Origin of the sequence: Burkholderia sp. CpTa8-5, assembly GCF_017815045.1 — a bacterium.
GTDB classification, from domain to species: domain Bacteria; phylum Pseudomonadota; class Gammaproteobacteria; order Burkholderiales; family Burkholderiaceae; genus Burkholderia; species Burkholderia sola.
On sequence record NZ_JAGIQD010000008.1, the window covers coordinates 150445 to 175781 of the forward strand.

At 63.6% G+C, this 25337-nt stretch carries 27 protein-coding genes; 9 read left to right on the top strand and 18 right to left on the bottom strand.

Annotated elements, in window-relative coordinates; genetic code table 11:
- Position 1 precedes the first annotated feature (1 nt).
- Both J8I35_RS15080 and J8I35_RS15085 read right to left on the bottom strand, forming a co-directional pair.
- Positions 2-772 carry a Phenylacetic acid catabolic protein gene (locus J8I35_RS15080; RefSeq protein ID WP_280884353.1) on the bottom strand — a complete coding sequence of 257 codons (771 nt, stop codon included), beginning with the start codon at positions 770-772 and terminating at the stop codon, positions 2-4.
- 165 nt (positions 773-937) lie between these two features.
- Positions 938-1861 carry an AraC family transcriptional regulator gene (locus tag J8I35_RS15085; protein ID WP_209925937.1) on the bottom strand — a complete coding sequence of 308 codons (924 nt, stop codon included), beginning with the start codon at positions 1859-1861 and terminating at the stop codon, positions 938-940.
- A 201-nt stretch (positions 1862-2062) separates the two neighbouring features.
- On the opposite strand from J8I35_RS15085, the gene argP reads away from it, so the two are divergent.
- Positions 2063-3013, top strand: a complete 951-nt coding sequence (argP, locus tag J8I35_RS15090) for an HTH-type transcriptional regulator ArgP (protein ID WP_209925938.1) — start codon at positions 2063-2065, stop codon at positions 3011-3013.
- A 24-nt stretch (positions 3014-3037) separates the two neighbouring features.
- On the opposite strand, the gene J8I35_RS15095 is transcribed toward argP, so the two are convergent.
- The 11 genes from J8I35_RS15095 to J8I35_RS15145 form a co-directional block, all read right to left on the bottom strand.
- Positions 3038-4285: a hypothetical protein gene (locus J8I35_RS15095; protein ID WP_209925939.1), complete on the bottom strand. Its 1248-nt coding sequence runs from the start codon at positions 4283-4285 to the stop codon at positions 3038-3040.
- Positions 4285-5229, bottom strand: a complete 945-nt coding sequence (locus tag J8I35_RS15100) for a fatty acid desaturase family protein (protein ID WP_209925940.1) — start codon at positions 5227-5229, stop codon at positions 4285-4287. Before J8I35_RS15100 ends, J8I35_RS15095 begins: the two co-directional genes overlap by 1 nt.
- Before the next feature lie 197 nt (positions 5230-5426).
- A complete protein-coding gene (locus tag J8I35_RS15105; RefSeq protein WP_245170270.1) occupies positions 5427-6692 on the bottom strand; it encodes an MFS transporter in 1266 nt (421 codons plus the stop codon).
- A gap of 31 nt (positions 6693-6723) precedes the next feature.
- Complete coding sequence (locus tag J8I35_RS15110; RefSeq protein ID WP_209925943.1) at positions 6724-9231, bottom strand: lantibiotic dehydratase; 2508 nt, start codon at positions 9229-9231, stop codon at positions 6724-6726.
- Positions 9228-10025: a hypothetical protein gene (locus tag J8I35_RS15115; protein WP_209925944.1), complete on the bottom strand. Its 798-nt coding sequence runs from the start codon at positions 10023-10025 to the stop codon at positions 9228-9230. The genes J8I35_RS15110 and J8I35_RS15115 overlap by 4 nt, the downstream gene beginning before the upstream one ends.
- A 59-nt stretch (positions 10026-10084) precedes the next feature.
- Positions 10085-11011, bottom strand: a complete 927-nt coding sequence (locus tag J8I35_RS15120; protein ID WP_209925946.1) for a DUF692 family multinuclear iron-containing protein — start codon at positions 11009-11011, stop codon at positions 10085-10087.
- 44 nt (positions 11012-11055) lie between these two features.
- Positions 11056-11238: a TglA family RiPP precursor gene (locus tag J8I35_RS15125; RefSeq protein ID WP_209925948.1), complete on the bottom strand. Its 183-nt coding sequence runs from the start codon at positions 11236-11238 to the stop codon at positions 11056-11058.
- Positions 11239-11378: 140 nt separating this feature from the next.
- Entirely contained in the window at positions 11379-12518 is a 1140-nt protein-coding gene (locus J8I35_RS15130; RefSeq protein WP_209925952.1) for a M50 family metallopeptidase, read from the bottom strand.
- Positions 12515-13483, bottom strand: a complete 969-nt coding sequence (locus J8I35_RS15135) for a class I SAM-dependent methyltransferase (RefSeq protein WP_209925953.1) — start codon at positions 13481-13483, stop codon at positions 12515-12517. The genes J8I35_RS15130 and J8I35_RS15135 overlap by 4 nt, the downstream gene beginning before the upstream one ends.
- A gap of 40 nt (positions 13484-13523) precedes the next feature.
- Positions 13524-14282 carry a methyltransferase domain-containing protein gene (locus J8I35_RS15140; protein WP_209925954.1) on the bottom strand — a complete coding sequence of 253 codons (759 nt, stop codon included), beginning with the start codon at positions 14280-14282 and terminating at the stop codon, positions 13524-13526.
- A 119-nt stretch (positions 14283-14401) separates the two neighbouring features.
- Positions 14402-15571 carry a PLP-dependent aminotransferase family protein gene (locus tag J8I35_RS15145; RefSeq protein ID WP_209925957.1) on the bottom strand — a complete coding sequence of 390 codons (1170 nt, stop codon included), beginning with the start codon at positions 15569-15571 and terminating at the stop codon, positions 14402-14404.
- 356 nt (positions 15572-15927) lie between these two features.
- Here J8I35_RS15145 and J8I35_RS15150 point away from each other — a divergent pair, with 356 nt between their 5' ends.
- The 8 genes from J8I35_RS15150 to J8I35_RS15185 all read left to right on the top strand — a co-directional run bounded on the left by J8I35_RS15150 (position 15928) and on the right by J8I35_RS15185 (position 20336).
- The gene (locus J8I35_RS15150) at positions 15928-16791 is read left to right on the top strand and encodes a hypothetical protein (protein ID WP_209925959.1); all 864 of its coding nucleotides are present in this window, start codon (positions 15928-15930) and stop codon (positions 16789-16791) included.
- 16 nt (positions 16792-16807) lie between these two features.
- On the top strand, positions 16808-17761 hold the full coding sequence (locus J8I35_RS15155) for a diiron oxygenase (RefSeq protein WP_209925961.1): 954 nt from the start codon (positions 16808-16810) through the stop codon (positions 17759-17761).
- The gene (locus J8I35_RS15160) at positions 17758-17970 is read left to right on the top strand and encodes a hypothetical protein (RefSeq protein WP_209925963.1); all 213 of its coding nucleotides are present in this window, start codon (positions 17758-17760) and stop codon (positions 17968-17970) included. Before J8I35_RS15155 ends, J8I35_RS15160 begins: the two co-directional genes overlap by 4 nt.
- A 21-nt stretch (positions 17971-17991) precedes the next feature.
- Positions 17992-18489, top strand: coding sequence for a hypothetical protein (locus J8I35_RS15165; RefSeq protein ID WP_209925965.1), 498 nt, complete (start codon positions 17992-17994; stop codon positions 18487-18489).
- Between the two features lie 77 nt (positions 18490-18566).
- Positions 18567-18791, top strand: coding sequence for an aromatic amino acid lyase (locus tag J8I35_RS15170; RefSeq protein WP_209925967.1), 225 nt, complete (start codon positions 18567-18569; stop codon positions 18789-18791).
- Between the two features lie 31 nt (positions 18792-18822).
- Positions 18823-19251: an aromatic amino acid lyase gene (locus J8I35_RS34855; RefSeq protein ID WP_209925969.1), complete on the top strand. Its 429-nt coding sequence runs from the start codon at positions 18823-18825 to the stop codon at positions 19249-19251.
- A 108-nt stretch (positions 19252-19359) separates the two neighbouring features.
- A complete protein-coding gene (locus tag J8I35_RS15180; protein ID WP_089493017.1) occupies positions 19360-19977 on the top strand; it encodes a LysE family translocator in 618 nt (205 codons plus the stop codon).
- 110 nt (positions 19978-20087) lie between these two features.
- Positions 20088-20336: a hypothetical protein gene (locus J8I35_RS15185; RefSeq protein ID WP_050017178.1), complete on the top strand. Its 249-nt coding sequence runs from the start codon at positions 20088-20090 to the stop codon at positions 20334-20336.
- A gap of 132 nt (positions 20337-20468) precedes the next feature.
- Here the strand turns inward: J8I35_RS15185 and J8I35_RS15190 are convergent, their stop codons facing one another.
- From J8I35_RS15190 to J8I35_RS15210, 5 genes are all read right to left on the bottom strand, one after another.
- Positions 20469-21827: an MFS transporter gene (locus tag J8I35_RS15190; RefSeq protein WP_209925971.1), complete on the bottom strand. Its 1359-nt coding sequence runs from the start codon at positions 21825-21827 to the stop codon at positions 20469-20471.
- Between the two features lie 196 nt (positions 21828-22023).
- Positions 22024-22410, bottom strand: coding sequence for a 4-carboxymuconolactone decarboxylase (gene pcaC, locus J8I35_RS15195; RefSeq protein WP_050017180.1), 387 nt, complete (start codon positions 22408-22410; stop codon positions 22024-22026).
- A gap of 10 nt (positions 22411-22420) precedes the next feature.
- Positions 22421-23206: a 3-oxoadipate enol-lactonase gene (pcaD, locus tag J8I35_RS15200; protein ID WP_050017181.1), complete on the bottom strand. Its 786-nt coding sequence runs from the start codon at positions 23204-23206 to the stop codon at positions 22421-22423.
- The gene (locus J8I35_RS15205; protein WP_209925973.1) at positions 23206-24579 is read right to left on the bottom strand and encodes a 3-carboxy-cis,cis-muconate cycloisomerase; all 1374 of its coding nucleotides are present in this window, start codon (positions 24577-24579) and stop codon (positions 23206-23208) included. The genes pcaD and J8I35_RS15205 overlap by 1 nt, the downstream gene beginning before the upstream one ends.
- 88 nt (positions 24580-24667) lie before the next feature.
- The gene (locus J8I35_RS15210) at positions 24668-25324 is read right to left on the bottom strand and encodes a CoA transferase subunit B (protein ID WP_006480131.1); all 657 of its coding nucleotides are present in this window, start codon (positions 25322-25324) and stop codon (positions 24668-24670) included.
- Between the last annotated feature and the right edge of the window lie 13 nt (positions 25325-25337).

A 25337-nucleotide genomic window follows, 5' to 3' on the forward strand; every position in this document is an offset into this window, starting at 1 on the left:
GTCAGTTGATCGAGTTCGTGATATCGGCAGGCACCGCCTGCATTTCCGGCACGACCAGCCCGAGCGACTGAAGCCGCGGCACCGTCTTGCGAACGAAGCTTTTCCGCAATTCTCCGTTCATCGTCTTGCGCAGCCCCCACTTCACATAGAGCCGCGAGCGGCGCGATTCATCACGGCCGAACAGCGCCAGCACGTGCGGCCACAGGCGATCGACAGCGGCCTGCGCTTCGTTGCGCCCCGCATCGGTCGCACATGCGTCGCGCACGATGCGGTAGCCGTGCGCGACATGGACGTGTTCGTCCTTGATGATCTGCTTGACGAAGATCTCGCTGAACGGCTGATAGCTGCAATCCTGGAACTCGAGCAGGTGTTCGAGCACGACGGCCTCGCCCAGAAACGAGAAAATGCCGCGCTCCATCCAGGTCCTGACACCGCGCACCAGCTCGTTCGCATAGTACGGACGCGCCTGGAAATGCTGTTCGAGCATGCCGTTCGTATCGACACCGATATCGCTCAGTACGGCAGCGCTGAGCTGATAGTGCTGAACCTCCTCCGAGGCGCGCTCACAGCAGACGAACTTCTCGAATGCGTTCGGCGCGAGGTTGTAGAAAACTTGCGTGTAGTCGTCGGCCCCTGTCAGTTCACCTTCCGTATGAACCAGCATCAAGTGCGTTGCCAGTTGCCGATACTCGTCCGGCATATTGCGAAAATCTTCAGGAGTCTTAACCTCATGCTTGCCGAGCACTGATTTGATCGTTTGCGCTGTATCCATGGATGATAGGTATCGACGTTGGAACGAGGAACGGGAGCATCAACCGACAAACGTTTGAATCGTGTGCCGGACCGAATCATCGTACTCGTCGCCTATACGGCTACCACGGCGAAAATTGCACAGCTGGTTGATTCCTGCGTTAGATTTTTCCAATCGCGATTCGCATTACCCGACGCTGACGATGCTGCGTGCGGATGCGGCGTGACGTGCGCGATAGACACTCGGCTGAATGCCCTGCAGGCGCCTGAACTGTTTCGAGAACTGGACCGGATCGCCAAAGCCGCTGGCAAATGCAATGTCCTGAATCGACATGTCGTCCCGGCTCAAGCACGTGCACGCGAACTCGACGCGCTTTTTCAGCACGTACTGATAGGGCGATATGCCTGTCGCTTCCTTGAACTTGCGGCAGAAATAGTATTCGCTGAGCCCCAGTTGCGCAGACAGTTCGGCCAGGCCTATCGGTTTCGACAAATTGGCGTCGATATAGGCGTCGAGCCGCTTCAGTTTGGTCTGCCCGAGCGCCGACGACGCTTGCCTCGTCACAGTCTCGGGCCGGCGAAAACGGCTGACGACGTGAGCCGCGATCATGCGGGCGTAGATATCGGCAAACAGACTGCCGTGCGGATTGCCATCGATGATCTCGGCTTGGAGCATCTCCGATGCTTCGAGGATCAGGCGCTGCTCCGTCTCGGCGAACTGCGGGAAGGCCTCGAAACCCGTCACCCCGAGTTCATAGGCAACGTCCGCGACGAACGCCGGCCGCAACGCCATCAGATTGAGACTGCCCAACGAGCTCGTGTAGCGCACGCGATGTGGGGAGCCGTTCGGAACGTAGACGGTCGAGCCTCGTCGCTGGGTTTCCTGATGCAATTTCCCGCCGATCCATCGCTCGGCTTTCGACAATGGATTGAGCTTCACCATCAGATAGTGATCGTCGATGACGTGTTCGGTGGTCTCGAACGCGTCCGCGCACCGATGCTCGAAGTAAATCGAGTCCCAACCGAGACCGTCGCTCGTCAGCACCGAACCGTCCCCGAGCATCGATCGTCGGCTTTCCGGATTTCTGAAATCGAGGCGTGCGTGCTTCATGGTGCCACTCTCCTTACCGACTGTCCGCATTCGCAATTACCAGGGATTAATCAGCCTGACATAAGCCCGGTTGCATACCCGCCTACTCCGAACGCGTCACGCCGGCACGGGACTGACCAGTGATATTATCAATTCATATATCCATTCCACGATTATTCAATTATTTTTCCCAGACGTGAATGGCGCTAACGGGGGCATGCGATGTTCGATCGAAATCAACTGGAGGCTTTTGCGGCCGTTGTAGAGCATCGGAGCTTCGAGCAGGCGGCCAGTGCGCTTCATCTCACCCGCGGCGCCGTATCGCAGCGCATCAAGGCACTCGAGGAGACCCTGTCCACGGTCCTGCTGATCCGCAACCGTCCGGTCCTGCCGACGCCTGCCGGAGAAGTCATGCTGCGTCACGTGAAGGCGCTGCGCCTGCTCGAGCACGACGTTCACGCGCGGCTGAGCGGGGGGCTTTCGGTGCAGGAGCGCACGCCCGTAACAGTCGGTATCAATGCCGACTCGCTGGCCACCTGGTTCGCCGACTGTGCCAACACGCTTCTCGCCGAACTGCCGATCGCGCTCGAAATCGTCGTGGACGACCAGGATCACACGCGGCCCATGCTGCTGCGCGGGGAAGTCACGGGCTGTGTGTGTACGGAGCCGACCCCGGCGCAGGGCTTCCAGGCAGCTCCGCTCGGCATGATGGAATATCGCTGTGTCGCCACGCGAGCGTTCGCCAGCCGGCATTTCCCGAACGGTTTGACACCACACGAGGTCCCGACTGCGCCGGCGGTGCTGTTCAACCGCAAGGACTCGCTGCACGACGACTTCCTCGGCATGCTGTTCGGCGTGCAGCTGAAGCAGTATGTCCGCCATTACTTTCCGTCGCCCGTCGCATTGCTGGGTGCGATCGCGCAAGGAAGCGGCTACGGTCTCGTCCCGCTCGTCCAGATTCAGTCGCACCCCATCCACGAACAACTAGTAGACCTCGCCCCCCACCGCGGCCTGTCCGTCCCACTCTACTGGCATCACTGGGATCAGGAGCCGACGCTCGCCCGGCAGCTCACGGAGCGTGTCGTCGCCTTCGCGCGCACCGCGCTCGCGAGCACACCGCAGCCGCCCGCTTCGCCGCCCATCGCAAGCGCTGTGCCGCGCGAATCGGCATAGCAGACCGGGCGACAACGAAACCACCTAGGTCGTGCGCGGAACCCTGCACCAGTGCGCGATGAGTACGGCAACCGACGCGAGTACGCCTATCGCGAGAAATGCGAGCTCGACTTGCCCCTCAACGAGGTCCGACCATTTGGTCAGGTAAAGCGCGCCCGAGGTCAGGGAACCGGCGAGCGTCGCACGCTGCGCAACGGCGGCCGGCACGTCGATTCGCAGGAGCAACAGGCCGAACAGAGGCACGATGCTCGCGATGTAAACGATATTGAGGTCAATCATGGTGCTAACGATGCCTTGCCCACGGTCCGCGACGAGCGCACCCAGCGCGACGATGGCAAGGGTCGCCGTCACACCCGCCTGTCGCTCGGGAGCGCGAGTGAATGCCAACGCCGCGCCCGTCATGGCCCGCACGACAGCGGCACCGGAACCGAGCGCCGCCGCCAGCAGCGCGACCAACATCGCCGCGCCGGCTCCATGGCCGGCTTTGCCCGATACGTGCGACAGCACGAAAGGAATCGCCTCCCGTGCGGCAGTCTGATGCGTCAACACGCCCGCATCGCGTGCAGCGATCACGGCCGCCGCCGGTAACGCACCGACGACGATCAAGACGAACGCGGCAAGCGCGCAGCCGGCCACGGCGTCACTGCGCCGTTTCGCGGAGATCACGAACTGCTGGTAGTCGGCGCCCGTGACGACGAGAAAGACGATCGCGATGGCCATCGTCACGAACTCGGGTCCGCTGACGATTTGAACATCGCTGACGAAGCGGGGAACTGCATGCAGATAGACTTCCGTGCCGCCAAGACTGACGACGGCACAAACGAGCACGATGCTGCTCGCGAACAGGCATATCGAAAATACTTTCGAGGCAAGCCCGAGACGCAGATGCGCGGCGATGCCGATCGCCACCATGACGATCGGCATCGCCAGGTGTCGGGGAATACCGGCAAGCGTCAGTGACGTACTGGCACCCCGAATCTGTGCCGCGAGTACGCCCGTCATCCAGATCACCGACAGACCCGCGACGCAACGCTTCACGGCCGGGCCGTACCGGCGCCCGAACAGTTCCCAGATCGGCACACCGAGTTGCCAGACACGACCCGCGACCATGGCGAGCAGAAGCATGCCGATACCCGTTAACCATGGATACAACGCCCCCGCCATGCCGCGCGACATCGCGAGCTCGCCCGAGCCGAACAGGAAGCCGATGCCATAGCTCGCCGACACGAGGAGCGCGGCCACCTCCAGCATCCCGATGCGCTCGTCGCCCATTACGCCGCCTCGACCGACCGGTGACATTTGAGCACGACGGCGTCGCGCCCAAAAAAGTACGCGGTACATGTCATGCCGCGCGCGCGATAGCTAGGCAAGCTCGACAGCACATTCTGCGCGGCGGGTAGCCGATAGTATGGAACCGACGGCAGCAAATGATGCGTCAGGTGAAAGCCGTTGTTGTGCGGATGAATGATCCACCGCCGATACCGCGCAACGGTCGTGTCGCGCGTAAACGAATAGATTCCGCCACGCGCCAGCCCATAGTGATCGCACATTTCGCGCAGCGTCGTGATCGCATGGAAGGTCGTCGCTTTTGCCAGATGCCACAGCACCAGAACGAAGATGGCAAATTCGTGGCCCGCGACAGCCGTCAACAGCGCGCTCAATGCGATCCACCACGCGACGAGTCGCATACGCCGCATCACGCCAACCTGCGGATCGACACAATGCCCCGCCACGGCACCGATCCAGGCATCCCGCGAGAACAGCAAGCCGCGATAGGTTGCCCACCAGCCAGTTCGCGCGGATCGGGGCGCAATGTAGTCCGGATCGTTTTCCTGCGAACCGAGCATCGCGTGATGACGCGCATGGGTTGCACGATAGCGCTCGAGGTCCATCAGAAGCGCGGGTGCAATGAACAGCTTTGCGAAGGTGTCGCCAAGCCTACGGTCGCGGTACAGATTCCGATGTCCAGCTTCATGCAGCAAGTTGCCGAGCGCGCGCTGCCGATTACCGATGACGAACAGTGCAGCTATCGCCGCGATCGTGCCGTAACGATACCCGCACGCGGCAGCGACGACGATCACCGCCCAGTCGAATGCGACATCGAGCACCGGGCGCACCGGATCGATATTCCGCAGCCCGCCCCCGCGACGGCTCGTGCCGTCCAGCTCTCGGTGGACAATGGATGCATCGGTTGCTACGGCATCCGCGTTATTCATTATGGAGTTCATAGGACCACCGCAGATCAGAAACCGAATCGCAAGTCGAATTGTGTCTCGGTCGCCTGGGCAACGACGAGACACTCGATTTTATGGACTGCTTTTCGAACGCCGATACGATTTAGAATTTTTCGTCGGGCGATAGCCGCTCTAACGGAGGCTGCGATCCCGAGGCGGGCGCCGCTGCTACACGGGTCTCACGCGCTCGTTTCGCGTCTCCATGGCCTGAATGTCAGCCACAGCAGCAAGCCCGGGCATTGGAGCGCGAGATTGATGCCGAATGCCCACTGGTAGGCAACCGCAGGATACGCACCCGCTTGCCGCAGCCAATGGGCAATAATCGCTCCGAGGCCGGCCTGTACCGCGAAGGCGAGCAGGAACACGACCAGGTTGAACGACGTGCTCACGCGGCCCGTCAGGTGCGGCGGCACACTTTGAGCGATGATCGCGTAGTTCATCGTGGTCGCGGTGCCGAAGAACGTGAACGCGCAGGCGACGAGCAGCGGCGCGGCGCCGCCGCCAAATATCATCAGTGCCTGTGATGCAATGAACAGGACGATGCCGCCGCCGCATATCGACAGTGGTCTGACGCCGAAACGTTTCAGATAATCGGTCAGCCACCCGAAGACGAGCGAACCCGCGACCATCATCGCGGTGCCCGCCATCAGTACCGCGGCCGACTCGCGGCCGTCCAGGCGACCGACGTCGGTCAACCACGCGCCCATCCAGAGGCCCTGCATCGCCATATACGTGGCATGCGCCCACACGGAATAGAGCGACAACCTCCAGAACGGCCAACTCCGGAACAACTGTCCGACGTCGCGCCACATGTCGCTCATGCGTACCATGGATGACGTCGACGGACGCTCCGGCACAACGACGAGAATCAGCATGCTCGCGGCGACGGTACCGAATGCCAACACGACGAATGCCGTCCGCCAGTCGACGAAATGCAGCACGGCGTGCATCGGCGTCGTCGACGCCATCGCGCCAAGACCGCCGACGGCGAGCAGCATTGCGGTCGCCAGCGACAGTCGCTCAGGCGGCAGCCATTGCGAGCTTGCCTTGATCGCCGCCATCAGCGAACCAGCCACGCCGAAACCGATCAGCGCCCTGCCCACCGCCAGTTCCATCAGCGAATGCGCGTGTGCGAAAAGCAGCGCGCCGGCTGCCGCGACAAGCAGCAGCGGCGCCTGTCCGCGACGGCATCCATAGCGATCGAGCATTACACCGATCGGCAGTTGCGCGATCGCGAACGCAAGCAGATAGGCACTCGTCAGCCAGCCGAGCGCGCTGGCATCGAAGCCCAGGTCACGAGCGAGAACCGGATAGACGATCGCGTTGACGTTACGGTACAGATACGAGAGAAAATGCGCGAATGCAAACGGCAACAGTACGCCGACGACGATCGAACCGACCGACCTGTCCGGTTTCGACGCAACGCCGGACGACGTTCCCCGCATGTTTCCCATGATGCTGTCTCTCTAGTCAAACTCACAACGACGTCGGTGCATCGGCAAGCGGATGCACATGCTCGCCCATTTCGCCGAACGTCTCGCCAGCTTCGCGGCCGGTCGTGTCGATGCACGACGTGCGGAATTCGCTGCAATAGCGGCCGCGCTCGTCGGCAAACCAAAGCTCGTCGCCTGCGGGGCGCATCTCCGAAAATGCGAGCAGCTCGCCCTTGCGCGCCCATCGCGCAAGCAGATCGATCGCGAACGGATTGCGAAAATCGACGAAAACGGGCTTCGGCTCGCTCGCGCACTTCATGAACACGTATCTCGGCAGACCGATTGCCCGTGCCCAACCGCGCCACGCCAGGTAGTCGCCGGCCTTCTCGAACGGATTGTCCGATCCGACCGGAAAGCCGCCGTCGATCTCCCAGGTACGGCGCTTGATCAGAACGCGACCGCACGTGATGCGTCGCGATTCGCGTTGCCCGATCGCTTCGCCCGCCAGCGCGAAACCAAGGCGCTGAAGACTGGTCGGCATCACCGTCAGCAAATTCGCCTCGATACCGCTCGCGCGATCGCGGCAAACGAGCACACCGTCGCGCACGGCGACCGACACCGCGCCAGCGCGCACACGCCTGTCGCGGTCGACGCGCGCGCCTCCACCGGGCAACTCGAGCTGGTGCAAGGCAGGCACATCCAGCCAGTCGATGTGCGAACGCTGATAGGTGCGCGGCGAGTCGGCCGTGACCAGCGTCGCCGGCGCGAGAAGCGCCTGGACCTCGTCCCGAACCGCGTCCGCAAACGGGCAGAACGGTTGCGCGACGGGTTGGGATACCGTATGAACACCCGGATGAACTTCGCCGACGACGATCAGGTATTCGCCGCGAGCCACCGCGTCGACACTCGCCGCCGCAATCATGAAGTCGGGCGAATGGACTCGGCTTGTCGAGTTCGCGACAACGCCTGCGCGCGGCTCTGCCGCGTCGAGCACCTTGAACAGCCAGGACCAGTCGGCGTCGCTCAGGCAGATCTCTTCTGCCCCTGCGTGTCTCACGCTTAGTCCGGCCCAGGCGTCGCGCAGAATCGCGCGGATCGATTCGCATACTGCTTCGCCTGCATCGCCCCCCGTCGCCAACGAGATAAACTCGAGGAAATCGACCGGCTCGCCATTCGAAGACAGCGCGTGCCAGTACTTCAGATACCGGTCATGCAGACGAACGGCCAGTGCATCGACAAGCCACGTGTAAAGGCGCAGCGGCGCGTCGAGTTCGCGTTGTACGTCGCGCGCGAGCGTGCCGCCGATTTCGATCTGAAGGTTTCGCGCGCAGTCTTCGTACACAGGAAATCGCCCGACGTACATGCGCCCATGTTCCCGTGAACGATCGACTCCGGCATCGGCCAGTTGCACATCGATCTGCTCGAGTGCGGCCTGACGCGCAGGGAGGTCGGCCGTTTCGAACCGGGTACGCAATACTTCGAGGCGCACACAGACATCGAGCCACTTCTCTTTCGCGGCAGCTGGCGCATCGAGTGCCGCGACAGCTTCGTGAAGGCGCGGAATCGGCGACGTGCAACCGGGTCCGATATCGAATCGCCTGGCGATGACGCGCTTCGTCAACATGGCATCGATGCAAGTGCGCGCTTCGTCGTGCGGGAATCCCGCTTCGGCCAATTGCGCGAGCAGCCGGCGTGCCGAAAGCGGCGCCTGCGCATCGGCGACGGCACCGACCAGTTTCCGGGCCAGCGCGCCCAGCTCGACCGACTTGCTCACCGGCACATGCAACCGGGCACCGCGCAGATCGCATCCCGGATTCAGCAGCAGCGGCAAGCCGTCGGCAAGGTCCGTATCTGCGGCGATCGCTTCCGACAACCGCTCGACGACCCAATGCTCGAACATCGTCTTGCGTGACGCGAGCCATGAACCCGCGGCGCGGTGGACGACAAGATTCGGTGTCGACGTATCCGCGAAACGACCCCATGCAATCGGCCCGAAAAAGCTCGCCGTGTCGTTCTTCGCGCACAACCGCTGAATGTAATTCCATGCCAGCCGAAGGCGCTGCCGCGTGCGACTGTCGATGCAGCTGGCGTCCTGCTCGGCAAGCGCGTCGACGCGCAGCAGTGCTTCCGGATTCGACAGATACAGCGCTTCACGCGCACTGTCGTCCCGAAAGAACTCGACGAGACTCCGTCGAATGTCGGGAAGCGCTCCGGCATACGTTTGGTGAAGACCGAGCGTACATTCGTCACGTCGGGCGATGCACGCGTTGCGGCCGTCCGTCAATGGCCCCGCGGCGACACGCATCGCGGCGGGCAACACTGATATGTCGAACGCCGCCGCCGTCGCGAGCCTCCGCTCGAGACGGTCGACGGATTCCGTCGAAACGGCGCGCGCGAGTGCCATCAGCTCGGCGTCGTATTCCTCGATTTCACGCTCGAGATGTCGGTACGCATCGATCTCGTCATCGAGACCCGCGTCGATAGCAAGCGTGTCGAGCGCATCGAACGGAAACCCGGCCGATCTCATCCAGAAGAACGACGACCATTTCATGACGGTACCGCCCCGGATCCGCGGATTGCGTGACAGGCTTCCAGCATCGCGAGGCATTGCAGGTCCTGCTCCGTAAGAGGCCCCGCTCCGCGCTGCTCAAGCACGCTCGACAGTTCCGCATGCGTGCGTGGCAGCTCGAGCGCATCATAGAGCGTCACCGCGCGGGCAGGCACGCGAGCAAACCGCACCGCGCTACGCGCATCCTTCAGATAAATGAAATAGTGCTCTACGCCAGCGACGAGCGACGTCACGCCGAGCTGCGTCTTGTCGCGCAGCCACGCCGACAGTTGCATCTCGCTGCGGTGATGACACGCTCGACGTGTCCGCTCGATCAGTCCGGCGCGCGCATCGCGGGCGGCATCGGGAACGTCCTGCAACGGCCACCGGCTCTGCTCGATCAGCCACTCCACCGTGCTTTCCTCGAATGCGATCAGCGGTGCGACACGGCGCATCTGATCGCTGCCAAGCGTTTCCCGAAGGAATGCCAGCGCGTCTTTGCAGTACCCGTGAACGTACGGGCCGTAATCCTTCCAGCCGCAACGCTCGAGAAACGCGTTGCCGCACGCATGAACGTCGCACCCGAGTGCGAGCAGCGCGCGCAGCGTGAGGGGCGCCCCGGTTTCCAGTGCGTTCAGGAACGAGTTCGCTAGCCGGAACCGATAGTTCGTCACGAACCAGCGGGTGCGGTCCGCCCGCATCGCGTATGCGAGCGCCGCTTCGCGTGCCTCGCCGTACAGGCCGAATGAATCGTCGAGCGTCGCGGCAGGATCGGCGGAAAACACGGCGTGCTGCAACGCGGGTTCGCGCAGAATCCTGCGCCATACCTGCCATACCACCTGTGCGTCCAGTGCCGTCACGATGCGACCTCCCGAGCGGCCGGCACGCGAACCGGCGACGCGGCCGGGCCATGGCGATTCCAGATAGCCCGCGCACGCTCGAGATCGGCGACGATCATGTCGCGGTCGCTGTTGCCGCCCAGCACGCGCGTATCGGGATGATGCGCCTGCCCCTGATATTCAAGGACGATCGCAGATGGCGACGCGCGCCCGAGGAGCGCCTCGTAAAGCTCCCACACCGGCTCGGGGATCGGAGAGTCGTGCCAGTCATGGTACAGGCCGCCGTGCCAGCTGCCGCCGGCAAGATGAACGGAAATCACGCGATCGAGCGGAATCGTATTGAGATAGTCGTTCACGTCGAAACCCGGCAGGTTCAGTGAATTCGTATAAATGTTGTGCAAATCGAGATGCAGAAACGTGCCCGCCTCCTCGACGAGCTCGGCAAGAAATTCGGCTTCGCGCATTTCAGAGCCCGGACAGGCGAGATAGTAGGCCGCGTTCTCGTGAGCCAGCGGCATGCCGTACAACGCCTGCAGCTCGGCAGCGCGCGCGGCGCAACGCCGCCGCTCGCGTCTCGAGAACTGCAGCGGGCTGCTCCAGATGTCGAGCCACGAGTCGTCGCCGTAAAAGCAATGATCGGCAACCCACGGGCTGCCGAGCTCGCGGGCGATCGGTACATGGCGCCGCACCGCCGACGTTCGGTCGAGCGGGCCGAAACCGAACTCGCATCCGTAGTTCGAGTGGGCGAGCAACGGCCATCGCGAGGCAAGTCGCTCGAGTGTCTTGCGTGCTCCCGGCCGGATCAGATGCGGGCCGTCGAGCGGCCCCATCACGTTGTCGAGCAGAATTTCGAACAAGTCGACCTGCAACGACTCGAACGGAAACCAGTCGAGAATCTCGGGGTTGTACTGGATGCCCACGCCGATCGGGTCAGGCTTGCTCAACTTCGCCGCGAGAGGAGTCATATTCGTCGATGGCTTGCCGAACGTTACGCGAACACTTTGCTTTCGATCACCTCGATATCGTCGAGATCGAAATCCTCAAGCGCAAATCCCGCGCAGTCAGGCTTCGACGCGTCGTCGAGCCGTTCGTAGCCCGAGCATGTCGTGCGATCGCCGTCGGCCTCGATTTCACTGTCGGCCTTGCTCGCTTGTCCAGTCAGATCGTTCATGAATGTGTCCTTCATCGATTGATTGCATCAATTCACCCTGGCCCCGGGCCAGCGCGCTCCAGGTTCTCTTTCGGGCGCATCGTAGGCGCCCGTTTATTGCCACACTTCCTCGTTGCTCCGTTTGCGGCACGGCCGCCGTGTCAGCCTGCGCGCATCAATCGCACGATGCCGGAAGCGACCCATGCCCACGCCGCGATCCAGCCGGCCGCAGTGCCGAATGCCGTCGCCCAGTACAGTCGCCTGCGCTCTGGCACGGGGGCATCGTCAGGCTCGCGACGCAATAGCCGATCACGGACGTATCGAAATGCTCGCTGCCGCAGTCTCGGCACACCGAACCATTCGGTCAGCGCCAGATAGGTATCGCCGTTGAAGAACGGCAGCAACGTCGGCACAAGTGCCGCCGCCGCACTCACGGACATCACGATGGCTAGCGTATTCCACGGACTTTCGCGTGGCACCGCCGCCCACATCGCGAGGCCGGCCGCGACGAAAAGAAGGCTCGCAAACGGCCCCATCGCGATGGTCACCAGCCGGTCGCGCAACGGCAATGCGGACCAGTCCCGTTGCAACGGGCGCGCCCAGCCCGTTGCCAGGAGCAGATAGACCGCAATACCGAAGTCGGTCACGCGCACACGGTAGAGACGGCATGCGAGCGCATGTCCGAGTTCGTGCACCGCGATCGAAGCGACGACGACGGGGTAGTGCCAAAAAACCCAGTGCCAGTCATGCGAGTAGACATCGACGACATTAACCGCGAACCGCGACGCGTGCCGGATCGGCAACATGCCCGTCACGGCGATAGCGATGCAGCCGATCGCGACGAATCCTCGCGAGCACAGCCACTGCGCGCGGGCGAAGACAGCGTCGAGCAAGCGTTCCGGCGCAAAGCGCATGACCTGGATCGACAATGCCCGCTTCAACGGCCCATAGTCGATACCGGCGGCCGGATCTCTCCGGTTCACGCCCGATTCGCTGGCGCGCACGAGCAATCCCAACCGGTGCAGGCGCTGCTCGAATGCGACGAGTTTCCCGACCGGCAGGCGCCGCCCGTCGCCAGCCAGGATCGCGCAGACGTCTGCGGCCGAGCGTGCGCCGTTGAACAGTCGCGCAACGCACAGTTCATTCGCGCCAAGGTAGTACGACAGATCGGTCACCGGATCGTAGACCGTATAGCGACGGTCCGCGTCGTCGGGCTGCGGCGCATAGACGCGCAAATCGGAGCGAAACGCTGCGTGGCTGCCGACATGCGCCGTCGCGCATGTGCTCGTTTCCTCCCTCATCGCGCGCTCACGGAAAGCAGTGAATCGGCCGCGCCTTGCCGGATGTAACCCTTCAGCGACGTCATCTGCGCGATGGGTGCATGACGCTCCGGCCACCGTTCGTCCAGCAGGGAAAGCAGCGAGTCACCGTCGATGGGCGCCGATGCCCTGCCGAGCACGTGCACGGCACCGGGACGCGTCGGACCGCAGATCGGCTCATCTGTCGACAGAACCGGTACCCAGCCGTGTCGCAGCATCAGCATTTCGATCGAGGCGATGGTCAGATAACGGCGGTGATTGTGGGAGAAGTGTCCCTTGATCACGCCATACCCCAAGGCGCGTCCCTCGATCAAAAGCAGACCGCCCGGAACACACGCCTTCCGGCATGCAGCGAGCACGCTGTTCACGTCGTACACGTGTTCCAGCGAACCGATGATGACGATCAGGTCGAACTGCGCGTCGGGCAGACGCATGTCCTCGGCCGCGACGGTCTCGATGTCGAGCCGTAGCCGCTCTCGACCGAATGCCGAATAGGCCGCGTCCGGATCGTTCCCGGCGACGCGCCAGCCTCGCTTCGCAAATGGAATCATCATCCCCCCCGCCGAACATCCGACATCGAGCATGCGGCCGCCCGGCGGCAGATGGGCTTCGAGGTTGCGAAACAGGTGCTCACCGCGGCGCATCTGATCCAGCACGAAATCGCGCGCGGGACCGACGTTGCCAAATAGAGCATTCCGGTAGTGCTGCTCGTAGTAGCGCTGATAGAACGATCGATCGAAGCGTGGATTCTGATAGAGAAACCCGCAACGCCGGCACACCACGACGGGCAGCCTGTGGTAGCGACCGTCAACCGTTTCCACTTCGTCGACGACGACATCGCATGCGTCGCCGCCACATATTTCACATGCGACATGGTGCGCACCGATACCGTCGGACATGCCGACGGCGCGCAGATACGCGTCGAGATCCGTATCCAGCAAGTCCATGCCTGATCCTGATTGCCCCATTTTGCAGAACCCCGGCGCCCTATTTGATCGCGAAGAAACCTTCGAAGCACACGTGCTTGAAGATCGACATCACGTCCACGAAACCGGCACGCTTGAGCATGTCGACGTTTCCCTGGGTCGAGAACGGTTCGAGCACGCCCTTGAGGCTTCTCGACTTGCCGATGATTTCGTTGGGCTCGTAGCCGCGCTCGAGCTTGTAATCTATATAAACGCTGCTCGCGATGTCCTGGAAACGGGCATCCGGCGCACGGACTTTCTCGAACATCACGAACGCCCCTCCCCAGTTGAGCGATTCGTAGATGCGGCGTATCAACTCCTGCCGCACGCGGGGCGCAATGAACTGGACCGTATAGTAGGCAACGATGAAATCGCTCGCTTCGTAAGGAAATGAAAGCGCGTTGTCGACGCAATACGTAACGTTTGTCGGCGTCGGCGAAGTCTGCGTCAGGTAGGCATTTGCCTGCTCGATCATGTCCGGTTCGACATCGATCCCGACCCAGCGCACGGATGCACCATGCCGCTGCGCGAGTTGCCGCGTCAACGCGCCGGTCGAGCAGCCGATTTCGTAGCAGAGGGAATCGTTCTTGACAAAGAAATCGCTCAGCGCCAGCACGATGTCATGGCCGCTCGCATAGCCCGGCACCGATTTCGACACGTGCGCCTCGAATTGACGCGCGGTTTCGCCTGCGAAGCTCCAGGCGGCATTTCCCGTGACGATGCCGTCGCCGGCGGAAAGCGCACGATGCCCATCCGCGATAGTGAAGGTCTCTTCGATCATCTGCGAAACTCCATGTGACTCGGCGATGGCACTACGTTATTCGAATGCGCGTTGGCGCACCTAGTCATTAACTGCTGCGACCGCGTTTTCTTGACGCGTACTTGCGTATCCGGCGCGCATCACGCGAATCGGGACAGCGCCCGCGCGAGCTGTGCGACACCCTCTTCGATTCGCGCCGGCGGCACCGTCACGAACGACAGACGCAACGTAGCGACGTCCGGTACACCTGCAAAGAACGGTGCACCCGGCACGAACGCGACTTTCGCGCCGGAGGCCGGCGCAAGCATCGCCTCGAGCAACTCCGTCGTGTCGATGCCATGCCGCGTGCGCGCCCAGAAGAACATCCCGCCTTCCGGGACGTTCCAGTCGAGGTCGGATCGGCAGTGCCGCTCGAGCGCATCAAGCATCACGTTTCGCTGGGTGAGATAGAGCGCGCGAATCCTGTCGACATGGGCTGCAAGAAAACCCGTTTGCACGACGTCATGGATGATCCGCTGCGTGAAGCTCGACGTGTGCAGGTCGCTGGCCTGCTTGGCCTGCACCAGCTTCATCATCAAGGGCCGCGGTGCAATCGCATATCCGACACGCAGCCCGGGCGAAACGATTTTGGAAAACGAGCCGAGATGGACGACGTGTTCCGGTGCGATGGACAGCAGGCTCGGCAACCGCTTGCCGTCGTAGCTGAGCTCGCCGTACGGATCGTCTTCCACCACCACGACGTTTTCCGCCGCCATCGCCCGCATCAGATCGCGCCGCCGCGCTTCAGGCATGCGCCGCCCGGTCGGGTTCTGGAAATTCGGCATCGTATAGAGGAAGCGCGCCCCGGCAATGCCAGACCTTTGCAATGCATCGGTCACGATGCCGTTCGCATCGCACTCGACCGGCACGAACTCGGGTTCGAACAGCGAAAACGCCTGCAACGCGCCGAGATAAGAGGGATTCTCGACCAGCACGCGCTTGCCGGGATCGATCAGGACTTTTGCCAGCAGATCGAGCCCTTGCTGCGAGCCTGTCGTGATCAACACGCAGTCCGGGTGCACGCCGTGGCGTTCGGCGATCCACTCCCGCAGCGGACGATAGCCTTCCGTCGGCGCGTACTGCAAGGCCGCATGAGGCGCCTCGGCAAGAATCCTCGCCGCCGCCTCCTGCATGAGTGTGACTGGAAATGTCTGCGGCGCCGGGATGCCGCCGGCAAAGGAGATGACCGACGGATCTTCCGTCACCTTGAGGATTTCCCGAATGGCTGACGATGTCAGCCGCTTGGCGCGCTCCGAAATATCGAAATCCATGGCTCGATCGAGAATGAAAAAAGCTCAGGCTACGACCGGCGCCATGAGGACAGGTAGTCGAATCCTGTTTTAACAGGACAATATTGCGCCTTCTTGTCGTGCATGCCCGTCCGCGCCGCGCACGTCGGCGGTCATGATCGCCCGCCGGCCCCGGCTCGCGCATCGACATTCGCCCGGTCATGTCAAGAAAGCACGGTCGCGGCAGCTAATGACTAACCGCTTCGCGCGCGCGTCGATTACGGTAACGCCACCGGGGGCGAGAGCGGCTTCCCGACCGGGTGCACCGGCGAATCGGCGCGCCCGCCTGCCGTCGGAACGCGCACACCATCGACCCGTTATCCCAGTCAGGAACATTGATGAAGTTCACCACTCAGTCGGAACGCCGGACGCCCTTCAGCGGTTTGCGCACTTACTACATCGACCTGATCGAGCAATGGCCGGAGGCTTACAAGCGGCTCCTCCATGGGAAGGCGTTCTTCGACGATGTCCTGCTGCGCGGGTCGTATGCGCTGCCGTCCGAACGGATCGGCATTCAGGTCGACCAGGCCCGTCCTGGCAATTTCAACGCGAGATTCGACATGTGCGGGCGCAATCCCTTCTACAGGATCAGTCAGTTCGAGGTGAACAAGCGCGGGGAGGAGTCGGCACAAGCAGCACGCGGTATCGCGTTGACGCTCGCGCACGCCGACGTCGCGTTGACGTCGGCCAACGAGATCGGCATCCCCGATTTCGGTACGTTCGAATTCACGGATGCGGGTCTTGTCTCGAGCTGCGATCAGTTCCCCGAGGCCGTTGGCCATGACGCTCTGCACTTCGTCGGTTGCTTCATCGAGCAGGATTTCGGTGTCCTGACGCGACGCAACGACGACCTGTACTACACGTACATCTGCACCAACTACGAGAAGACCCCCAAGAACGTCGATACCGGCGTCGATGGCTTCGTCGGCGAGAATTTTCTCGAATGGCATCGACGCATATTCAACGCAGAGCCGCTGCACGATTTTCTGTCGGCCGTACATCGAGCATCCGGGAAGAACCTGCTCGACATGCTGATGATCGACCTGCGCCGCCGCCATCTCTATACGGATGGCAAATCCGTGGTGCAGCGCTACGAACGCGATTTCGTCATGCCGCTGAAAGAGCTGAACGGAAACTACGTCGGACACCACCCGCAAGGGATGCGACGCGACACGACCACGGCCGCGGCCACGGTCAGCTGACAGGATCGGGATACGCATGCACACAGTGCTCGACCGAGGCACGGATTCGTCGGTGCTCGGGTTGATGCGAAAAATATCGTCTCATTGGTCCGCTCGCGCCCAGACGCGCAAGTGCGATCTACCGGACGACTTTTCGTTTCTGCCTGAAAGAGACGACTTCGTCCCGAACCTGGTTCCGTTCTGGACGCATCCTGCACTCCAGCCGCTGGTGGAAAACGCCGCGACCCGATCGCGACTTCTGTCGATCGGATGGCTCGTCTACAACCTCAAGACAGTCACGATAGAAAGCCGCATCGTGACGCCCGTTTGCGTGGAACTCTTGGACAACGGCGTCAGCGATTTCGCGAACGACATGAAGCGAATCGTCGCGGAGACACTGACGGACGAATCGTTCCACACGCTGCTCGCGATACATACCTGCCAGATCGCCTGCCGGGAGAGGAACCTGCGCATCGGCTATACCGCATACACGCTCGTCGATCAACTGGATCGGTACCTGGCGACACTCGACGACGAAAACGATCGTTTTCTCGCCAGGCTTGCGACCTGCACCGTCTCGGAGTTGTTCATCGGCGGCTATCTCGCCTGCATCAACGACGCAAGCCGCATGCAGCCACTGTTCGTCGACGCCGTGAATGCGCACCGGATGGACGAGTTGATGCATGGCAGCATCTTCGGCCTCGTCGTCGACTATGTGCACGATCGCATGAGTGCGGCCGACAGACGGCTTTTCGCCGAGGTCTGCGCGCTGGCGATCCGCTGGTTCGAGGATGACGAGCGGGAATGCTGGGGCACGTTGGCCTCGCTGAACGGCGTGCACATTCCTCGGGCCGTGCTGGACGCCCCTCCGGATTCGACGGTGCGGCCGAGCAGGTCCAACTACACCAACCTCCTGAAGCTGCTGAACCGGCTCGAAATGGGCGATGCATTTCAGGAATCGCTGAACCACCACGGAATAGTGCTTTCATGAATGCTCAACGAACGGTCGCTGCGATCCGCCACGTCGCATTCGAAGGGCTCGGCTCGTTCGAATGGGCATTGAAGGCCCGTGGCTACGCGATTCACTATTACGACGCAGCCGCACATCCACTCGACGCCCTGCTCAAGGCTGACCCTGATCTCGTCGTCGTACTGGTTGCCCGTTGGGCGCACATGATGACGCGCGTCTTCCGTTCCTGACGACGGAGCTTCGCATCATCGATGCATCGGTTACGACGCCACCGCCCTGTTCTTGGCATTTGCCTTGGCGCGCAACTGCTGGCGCGAGCGCTCGGAGCGCGCGTCTACGCCGGGCACGCGAAGGAAATTGGCTGGGGCACGCTAGCCTGTCGGCCTCACGAATCCGATCCGGTCGCCAGCGCGCTGGCGCTATGCGAACGAAATGTCTTTCATTGGCATGGCGATACGTTCGATTTGCCGGAAGGTGCGACGCGTCTGGCATCGTCGGCGCTGTATGAGAATCAGTCGTTCTCGTTCGGCTCCACGGCATTGGCGCTTCAGTTTCACCTCGAGTTCTGCCATGCGGACCTCGAGCACTGGCTGATCGGACACTTTCACGAACTGGATTCGTCCGGTACATCCCTGGACGACCTAAGACGGGCAACCGCCGCATACGGCGCGCCTCTGATTCGCGCGGCGCGCTGCCTTGTCGATACCTATTGCGCTGCCTGGGAGCCCGCATCGACCGAAGCGCGCTGAGCCTTTCCCGCGTCCGGCGTCGCGAACCGTCACGCGAACGCCGGACACCACCCTTCCCGTCGCCAGCACCGAATACCATGAACACAAGAGCATCCTTTGCCGACAATACAATCCGGATTCGCGGCAGCGCGCTGACCACTTCCGACGTAGCCGCCGCGGCGCGCCGGAACGACACGCGACTGGAGATCGATCCTGGCTGCCTCGACATGGTGCGAGCGTCCAGGCTGACACTCGAGCAATTGATCGCCGAAGGACGCGTTGTCTACGGTGTGAATACCAGCATGGGCGGCTTCGTCCGCTAGCTATCTCGTCCCGGAACAGTACGCCGCCGAGATGCAGGCGAACCTGATTGCGGCCGTCGCGACCAATGTCGGGCCATGCTTCGACGACGACATGGTGCGCGCAACGATGATCGCCCGCGTCAATTCGCTGGCCCGGGGGGCGTTCCGCCATCACGGAAGGCAATCTTCAGCGATATGTCGATGTGTTCAATGCGGGCATCTGCCCGTGCGTACCCAGCAAGGGCTCGCTCGGAACGAGTGGCGATCTCGGTCCGCTCGCCGCCATTGCGCGCTCGCCTGCGGCGGCAAATGGAAGTCGCGGCTGAACGGCGAGGTCATACCGAGCGCGGAGGCGTTGGAAAAAGCAGGGCTGAAACCGATGGAACTCGGGTTCAAGGAAGGGCTGGCATTGATCAACGGCACGTCGGCAATGACGGGCCTCGCCAATCACCAACATCTGACAAGCTCTCGCAGGCACTAAGCGATCGCCCCGTACTGGCATTCGTCAACCCAACTGTACCGGTACTGTACAGAAAACCGTCGCTACACTGACTCCATCCCAGCCTCGAACACAAATGGAGAATCCGCGATGGAATTCCTCACCCTCAGCGCGCTGCCAGCCGGCATGCTGTTCGCACTCGTCACGTCGATCACACCCGGCCCGAACAACACGATGCTGCTGGCATCCGGCGTCAACTTCGGTTTCCGCCGCACGATGCCGCACCTGTTCGGCATCAGCATCGGCGTCGCGATCCTGATGCTCTGCGTCGGCTTCGGCCTCGGCGAGGCGTTCAAGCGCCTGCCGCTGCTGTACACGATCCTCGAAGCCGCGAGCGTCGCCTATTTGCTGTACCTCGCGTGGCGCATCGGCACGTCGGGCGAAGTGAAGGCGCACGGCGCCAAGCCGCGGCCGATGACGTTCATCGAAGCCGCCGCGTTCCAGTGGGTCAACCCGAAAGCATGGATGATGGTGCTGACCGCCGCGACGACGGTCCAGCTGTCCGCCGACTACGGGATGAACGCCGCATGGATGTCCGTCGTGTTCATCCTGATCGGCTTCCCGTGCATCTGCCTGTGGGCCGCATTCGGCCTCGGCTTGCGGCGCTTCCTGTCGAATCCCCGCGCGCTGCGCATCTTCAACGTGACGATGGCCGTGCTGCTGATCCTGTCGCTGTACCCGCTCGTCGCCCATCTGCTGCCGCAGTAAGCGCTCACCAGCGCGCCCGTTGAGCTTCGCGTGCGGCAGGCGTACCCTTTCGGTACGGGCGCGTGCGACCGCTGCGGCGGTTGCACCGCTGCTCTGCATGGAGATTGCTGATGAAGCCAATGCTCAGAGCGGGCGAGCACATCGAGGGCATGCACTGGATCGCCGAATATCACCCGCTCACGCACGACATCCGCGTGCTGCGCGAGAACATCGAAGTCGGCACTTACTGCGCGCCGCCGACGCTGTTCGGCGACGAGGAGGAAATGGGCGCCGCGAACCACGACGATCATCGCAGCCGGGAAGCCGCGTTGCGCGCGTATCTGCGTAACTTCGTCAAGGAACACGACGCCGAGGAGTAGCGGTGCGGCCGCCGGAATGTCGACGAGCCGCGAAGGCGGCCCGGTCTGCTGTCATGCGTCGGTCGATCTGCTTGCAACTGGCCTGAATCCATCCTGCACGGGGCCGGCGCACCGCACCGACCCGCCCGCCGCTCAATGCCCGAGCGACTCGATCTTGCCTGCCGGCTGCGCGACGCCATGCGGCCGCGCCATCTGCTTGATCAGCAGCGCGACACACGCGAGCACACCCGCGACGGCAATCGTCGCGAACACACCCGCGAACGAGAAGTGCCGGCGCGTCAGTTCGGCGACGAGGAACGACCCCGCGATTCCGCCGAAACGACCGACGCCGAGCATCCACGCGACGCCCGTGCCGCGCCCTTCGGTCGGATAGAACGCGGCGGCCAGCGCCGGCATCGACGATTGCGCGGTATTCATCAGCACGCCGGCCACGAACACGACCAGCACCAGCAACCCGACGTTGCCGGCCGCCTGCCCGATCGCATATACGCTCACAGCCGTCAGCGCGTAGCACACGGCGATCACGCGGTTCGCGTTGAAGCGGTCCATCAGCACGCCGCACAGCACCGCGCCCACGCCGCCGAGCGGGAACAGCGCGGAGATCAGCGTCGCGCTCTTCGGCGTCAGGCCCGCATCCTTCAGCAGAATCGGCATCCAGTTGATCGACGCGTAGAAGATCACGAGGCCCATGAAGTATGCGAGCCACAGCATCACCGAGCCGACGAGGTACGAGCGCGACAGCACGACGCCGAGGCCCTTGCCGCCGGTCTGCGGCGCGGCTTCGGTCAGCACGAACGAGCCGGCGTTCAGCGCGTCGCGCGAGATCCGTGCGAGCGTGGCGCGGATCTTGTCGATGGACCGGCCGCTCGCGACCATGAAGCGCACCGATTCCGGCATCTTCAGCAGCAACAGCACGCCGAGCAGCAGCGGCGTCACGCCGCCGAGCATCAGCACGCTGCGCCAGCCGAAATGCGGAATCATCCATGCGGCCAGGAAACCGCCGAACGCGGCGCCGAGCGGAAAGCCGCAGAACATCAGGTTGATCACGGTCGCGCGGCGCTTGTCCGGGCAGAACTCGCCCATCATCGTGACCGCGTTCGGCATCGCTGCGCCGAGCCCGACGCCGGTGATGAAGCGCAGGATCGTCAGGTGTCCGATCGTGTTCGAGAACGCGGACATCAGGCATGCGACCCCGAACAGGAACACTGAACCGAGCAGCAGCGAGCGGCGGCCGAGCCGGTCGGACAGCGGGCCCGACACGAGCGCGCCGCACGCCAGGCCGAACAGCGCGGCGCTGAGCACCGGCGCGAGATCGGGCTTCGTGAGGTTCCATTCGCCGAGCAGCGACGGCGCGATGAAGCCGATCGCGGCCGTATCGAAGCCGTCGAGCAGCACGATCACGAAACACATGAGGAATACGAGCCATTGAAAGCCGCCGAACGGCTGCTCGTTGATGAAGGTCTGGACATCGACCACGGGTGTGCGATTCATCGCTTGTCTCCTTGTCGGCCGGCGTGGGCGCGTCAGCGCTCGATCCGGTCGCATCCAACATTGATATAGATGCAACAAGCGCGGCCTCGTGGCCGCGCCTTTCCTTCGTTCACGCACCGATTCGCTGCCGGCGCGTTCTTCATCGACGACGGCCCGCCAACCTCGGCGGGCCAATCGATCAGATTACCGCCAGCACTTAACCGGCCCCATCTTGTTCCTTGAAGATCTTGTCCGCGAGATGGAACGCGGAATTCGCGGCCGGCACGCCGCAATAGATCGCGGTCTGCAGCAGCACTTCCTTGATCTCGTCGCGCGTCACGCCGTTGTTGCGCGCGGCGCGCAGGTGCAGCGCCAGCTCCTCGCCGCGGTTCAGCGCGACCATCATCGCGATGGTCAGCAGGCTGCGCGTATGGCGCGGCAGGCCGTCGCGCGTCCAGATCTCGCCCCACGCATAGCGCGTGATCAGGTTCTGAAATTCCTCCGTCACTTCGGTACGATTCTCGAGCGAACGGTCGACGTGCGCGTCGCCAAGCACCGCGCGACGCACCTTCATCCCTGCTTCATAACGTTCCTGGTCGTCCATCGCCGGTGCCTCACGCAGTCAGGAAATCGAGCAGCGCGCGGTTGAAACCGTCGGTGCACTCGATGTTCGAAATGTGCGCGGCGTCGAATTCGACGTGCAGCGCACCGGGAATCGCGGCGGCGAGCGCGCGGCCCTGATCGGGCGGCGTCGACATGTCCTTCGCGCCGGTCACGACAAGCACCGGCAGTGCGATGCCCTTCACTTCCTCGCGCAGGTCGGCCGCGTTCAGCGCGTCGCAGTTCGCCGCGTAGCCGTCCTTGTCGGTATGCACGAAGGTGTCGCGGATCGCGTCGAACAGGCGCGGCTCGCGGTCGACGAATGCGTCGGTGAACCAGCGCGGCAGCACGGCGTCGGCGAGCGCGGCCATCCCTTCTGCGCGCGCCTTCTGCGCACGCGGCGCCCACACTTCCGGCGAGCCGATCTTGGCCGAGGTATTCGACAGCACCGCGCGCACGATGCGCGACGGGTAGCGCGCGGCGAGCGCGGCGCCCGTCAATCCACCCATCGAGATCCCGCAGAAATGCGCGCAGTCGATGCCGACGTGGTCGAGCAGGCCGATCACGTCGCCGGCCAGCTGTTCGATCGTGTACGAACCGGCCGGCGCGTCGGAATGGCCGTGGCCGCGCGTGTCGTAGCGCAGGATATTGAAGTGCTGCGTGAGCGGGCGAATCTGCGGCGCCCACATCTGCAGGTCGGCGCCGAGCGAGTTCGAGAAGACGAGCCACGGCGCGTCGTCGCGTGCGGCACGGTCGATCCGGTAATGCAGTTTCACGCCGTTGACAGTGGCGAAAGGCATCAATGTTCTCCTGGTTGTTTCGCGCCCGCGTGCAGCGCGAGCACGGCGTCGACGTAGGCCTGTGCCTCGCCGACGTAATGGGCGGGATCGAGCAGCCGCGCGAGCGCGTCGCGCGACAGGTGGGCCGACACGGTCGCATCGGCGGCGAGCACGTCGAACAGCGTCGCCCCGGTGCGCACGGCTTCCTTCGACGCATGCTCGACGACGTGATGCGCATCGAGCCGGCCGATCTTGTCGCCGAGTGCGAGCATCACGGCTTCGCCGAGGATCAGCCCGTGCGTCAGGTCGAGGTTCGCGGCGAGGCGGTCGGTATTGACGTCGAGGCCCGCGACGATCTGCGCGATCTGCGCGAGCGCGCCGCCCGTCAGGCGCGCGAGATCGGGCAGCGCCTCCCATTCGGCCTGCCAGCCGCCGAGGGCGCGCTCGTGCTCCTGCACCATTCCCGCGAACACGGTCGCGACGAGATTCGGTGCGCGTACGGCGGCCGTCAGCACGGCCGCGCAGCCGACCGGGTTGCGCTTGTGCGGCATCGTCGACGAGCCGCCCTTGCCGGCGGCCGCCGGTTCGCCGAGCTCGCCCACTTCGGTCTGCATCTGCAACGACACGTCGCGTGCGATCTTGCCGAGCGTGCCGGTCAGCATCCCGAAGCACGACGCGGCTTCCGCGATGCGGTCACGCTGCGTATGCCACGGCACGGCCGGCAACGCGAGCTTCAGGTCGGCCGCGAGCGCGGCGCTCACGCCGGCCGCATGCTCGCGCAGGCTCGCGAGCGTGCCGGCCGCGCCGCCGAACTGCAGCACGAGCGCGCGCTCGCGCAACTCGACGAAGCGCGCGCGATGGCGCAGCAGCGCATCGAGCCATTGGGCGAATTTGAGGCCGAGCGTGATCGGCAGCGCCTGCTGCAGCCACGTGCGGCCGATCATCGGCGTCGCGCGGTGCGTGCGCGCGAGCGCCGCGAGCGACGCGCAGGCTTCGTCGAGCAGCGATTCGAGCACGTCGAGCGTGTCGCGCAACTGCAGCACGGTCGCGGTATCGATGATGTCCTGGCTCGTCGCGCCCCAGTGCACGAACTTCGCGGCCTCGGGGTCGTCGGCCTTCACGTGCGCGGTGAGTTGCTTGACGAGCGGAATCGCGAGATTGCCGCCGAGCGCAGCGCCTCGCGCGAGCGCATCGGCGTCGAGCCGGCCGGCGTCGCACGCGCGTTCGATCGGCGCGACCGCGGTGGCGGGAATCACTCGCTGCACGGCGAGCGCGCGCGCGAGCGCGGCCTCGACGTCGAGCATCCGCTGGATCGTCGCGCGGGGCGACCAGATCCGGTTGAGCGGCTCGGTGCCGCAGATCAGGGAGGTCAGGCGGGCGCTGTCTTCGAGCATGGCATCGGAATGGGGAAACGGCGTGCGCCTATTGTCTACCCAAGCGTGCCGGCGTGCGCACGAAAGCGCGCACCGGCACGCTTGCCGTTCAGGCGGCTGCCTTCTGCGTCGCGTCGATCAGCGGCACGCCGGTCAGCTTCTGCAGCTCGTCGAACGACAGGTCGGTGAAGATCTCGCTCACCGCGAGGCCGTCGGCCGTCACGTCGAGCACGGCCAGATCCGTATAGATACGGCTCACGCATTGCACGCCGGTGACCGGATACGAGCATTGCGCGACGACCTTGCTCTCGCCCTGCTTCGTCAGGTGCTCCATCATCACGAACACCTGCTTCGCGCCGATCGCGAGGTCCATCGCGCCGCCGACGGCCGGAATCGCATCGGGCGCACCCGTATGCCAGTTCGCGAGGTCGCCGTTCGCCGATACCTGGAACGCGCCGAGCACGCAGTAGTCGAGGTGGCCGCCGCGCATCATCGCGAACGAATCCGAGTGGTGGAAATACGCGCCGCCGGTGAGCAGCGTCACGTGCTGCTTGCCGGCGTTGATCAGCTCGTCGTCTTCCTCGCCGGGCGCGGGCGCCGGGCCCATGCCGAGCAGGCCGTTCTCGCTGTGCAGGAAGATCTCCTTGCTCGGGTCAAGGTGGTTCGCCACCAGCGTCGGCACGCCGATGCCGAGGTTCACGTACGCGCCTTCGGGGATGTCCTGGGCGACGCGCTTGGCCATTTCATCGCGGGTCAGTCGTTTCATGTCGGTTTTCCTC